The organism is Prochlorococcus sp. ALOHA_ZT_50 (assembly GCF_022447305.1).
Taxonomy (GTDB): Bacteria; Cyanobacteriota; Cyanobacteriia; order PCC-6307; family Cyanobiaceae; genus Prochlorococcus_A.
Genome location: NZ_JAKVCI010000059.1, coordinates 1 through 2,579, shown reverse-complemented (window position 1 = coordinate 2,579; position 2,579 = coordinate 1). Strand labels below are relative to the sequence as shown.

The window sequence follows — 2,579 nt, the reverse complement described above, 5'->3', positions numbered from 1 at the left end:
TCTAATTGTTTTTGCAAAAAAACTACCGCTGAAACCACATCCGAAGATTAAAAATTTATTTGTATTTCCTAGTAAACTTGCAGGCTTCTTCATGCTGGGTTAAAGTAGTACATATGTATTAATTAATGATGAAGACAGCTCTTAAGCCCGATTTAAAATCAAAAACTTTCTGTATTAGCAAAAGTTATCCCCGTCTTATAGAGAAAGAAGTTAGTTTAGTTAATTTTAAATTCTACCAAAAATTATTTGTCTTTCTTCTTGCATTTTCGACAATTTTAATATTTCCAGAATCTCCAAAAGAATTGGAAAATATATGTGAGAGTTATAACTCTAGAAAAATATGTAATGTTTGGTAGTCAAGCTGCTTTATATTCTGATTCATCTTTTTCGTAATTTTTATTTTTTACCTTAAAATTAGGATTAGCCCATTGCAGTAATCTAATAGCTAATCTTAAATCTCCTTCTAACCAAGCTCTTATAGCCATTGCTCTTCGAGGATCATAAAATTTTTGCCTTCTATACCAATACAAAGCATTTTCATCTGATTTATCTCCATTACAGGAAAGACATGCAGGGACACAGTTTTCTGTTGTACTTAAGCCTCCTTGGCTTCGTGGTATTACATGGTCAATAGATTCAGATGGTTTTCCGCAATATATACAACTTTTTCCTGTAAACCTATGAATAGATTTTCGCCATTGTCTCAATCTGAACTTAGGACATAAATCCTCTAAAAACACCGCATCATTAATATGCATTCAGAATATTTAGTTAAATAAATAATGGCTTGAATATATTAAAAGTCAATAATTATTTATTCTTTTTAGTCTATATTGGCCAGTAAAAATATTTTTTAGTGTGTTTAGATACAAAATAGTATTTAGTAAAATTAGAACAAATTATTATCTTTATAAAAAATTGATTAATAACTATATCTATCAAGTGTTTCATCAGTAAATTCTTCAGAAATTTCTTCATTAGTTTCTTCTAATTCTTTTTCTAATTTTTTTCTTTTGTTTTCTCTATCTTTTGCTTCTTTTTCTTTTCTTTTTTCTTCTTTTTCTAAATCTCGTATTAGTTTTCTATTTGGATGAAGATTATCTAAATATTCAACGCAATAACTAAATTTTTCTCTTTCTCTTATAACTGTTTCAGTAATTTGCGCTGCTGCATTTTTAGGTGAAACTTTGAATAATCCTCCCTTTTGTTTTTTTATATACGTATAAGCTGCATCCCAACTACTTTCATGGTCATTTCCGCCATCTCTCATAGTACAAAAAATTTCTGCTCCAAATGCACTTGCATTTACTCTTGGCGTAGTAAGGGTTAGAGGAGCAAAAATTACCAACGCTAGTGGTATAAGTTTTTTCTTCTTTAATCTTTGCATTAGGCTTTTATCTTCTATTTAAAAATATCTTTTATTGTGAATATGTCTATAGAAATTTAAGATTTAATCACTCCAAATATATTCAAGCATTTCACAACTAAAGGAAGAATTAAGAGTACAGTAATCAATCTTACAGCGTGTAAAGTTGCTACCGCAGGTCCTACTCCGTACTCAGACCCTACAAGACTCATTCCGCTAATTCCTCCTGGTGCAGCTCCTAGAATTGTTGTAATGATATCTATATTAAGTAATCTGCTTGTCCATAATCCAATTGCTAATCCTGTAATAACTAAAGTAAAAGTTATTAATATAGCTGGCCTCCATAAATTTTGAATATCAACTAATGAGTCTTTTGTTAATGATGTACCAATGACTGTTCCAATTCCGATTTCTAAAATTGTTCTTGTTCCGATTGGCCACTCTGCGATGTCGACTTTGCCACTTATGCTAAGTATGCTTGCGCCTATTAAAGCACCTGCTAGAGGAGCTGCAGGAATACCTGTTTTTAGAGCTAAAGCTCCAAAAATACAACCTGCAAAAAGATAATAGATTAGATTTATGTTAGGCATAAATTTCAAGGATGTTTGAACATAATATTAGAAAAAATTTTTTTTGTTTAAGTTTATAGTCAAATAATATTTTTAGTTTCCTCTCGTAATGTCCCCTTTTGTTGGCATAATATTAATTAAAGCATGAATTTTTATGTCTTCACAAATTTCATACAAAGATAATAAAAACCGCATAAAGAAAAAATTATCTTTTTTTGAGGGTGGCCACCAGCTCGAAAAATTAGAGTTTGCCCTTGCAATAGCTCAAACCAACGGTGATGAAAAAAAATCAATCGTTCTTAGAAAAAAGATTGTTGAATTAGGTGGAAATGTTGAAGAGCCAGGTACTTAACTTAATTTCGCTTTAAATATTTTGATGCCATAACTAATGCTTCACCAGCTTGTTGAGCTGAGATTTTACCGAGGTTGAGAAGTGTATTACTTATAGCAGAAACTACCGTAATAATATCTCTATCATTGATATAACCTAGGTGTCCGACTCTAAATATTTTCCCCTTTAAATGATCTTGACCACCAGCAAGTAAAATATCAAAATTATTTTTTATTGTTTTTCTAAATTCTTCAGCATCCATCCCTTCTGTTTCTATTGCAGTAATTGAAGGACTTAAACATTTTTCATCAGC

The 2,579-nt window shown here is 30.6% G+C and carries 4 protein-coding genes and 1 pseudogene; 1 reads left to right on the top strand and 4 read right to left on the bottom strand.

What is annotated here, in order from left to right; all coding sequences use genetic code 11:
- Positions 1-356 precede the first annotated feature (356 nt).
- The 3 genes from MK115_RS09135 to MK115_RS09125 all read right to left on the bottom strand — a co-directional run bounded on the left by MK115_RS09135 (position 357) and on the right by MK115_RS09125 (position 1,956).
- Positions 357-758 (bottom strand): HNH endonuclease, encoded by a 402-nt coding sequence (locus tag MK115_RS09135; protein ID WP_287610903.1) that lies wholly within the window; start codon positions 756-758, stop codon positions 357-359.
- Between the two features lie 164 nt (positions 759-922).
- Entirely contained in the window at positions 923-1,387 is a 465-nt protein-coding gene (locus MK115_RS09130) for a DUF6554 family protein (RefSeq protein ID WP_287610901.1), read from the bottom strand.
- Positions 1,388-1,443: 56 nt separating this feature from the next.
- Positions 1,444-1,956: an AbrB family transcriptional regulator gene (locus MK115_RS09125; protein ID WP_287610899.1), complete on the bottom strand. Its 513-nt coding sequence runs from the start codon at positions 1,954-1,956 to the stop codon at positions 1,444-1,446.
- A 133-nt stretch (positions 1,957-2,089) separates the two neighbouring features.
- Between MK115_RS09125 and MK115_RS09120 the strand changes: the two genes are divergently transcribed.
- Positions 2,090-2,287, top strand: coding sequence for a DUF8683 family protein (locus MK115_RS09120; RefSeq protein WP_025880040.1), 198 nt, complete (start codon positions 2,090-2,092; stop codon positions 2,285-2,287).
- Position 2,288: 1 nt separating this feature from the next.
- Here the strand turns inward: MK115_RS09120 and MK115_RS09115 are convergent.
- A pseudogene (locus MK115_RS09115) lies at positions 2,289-2,579 on the bottom strand (alanine--glyoxylate aminotransferase family protein); the annotation flags it as partial.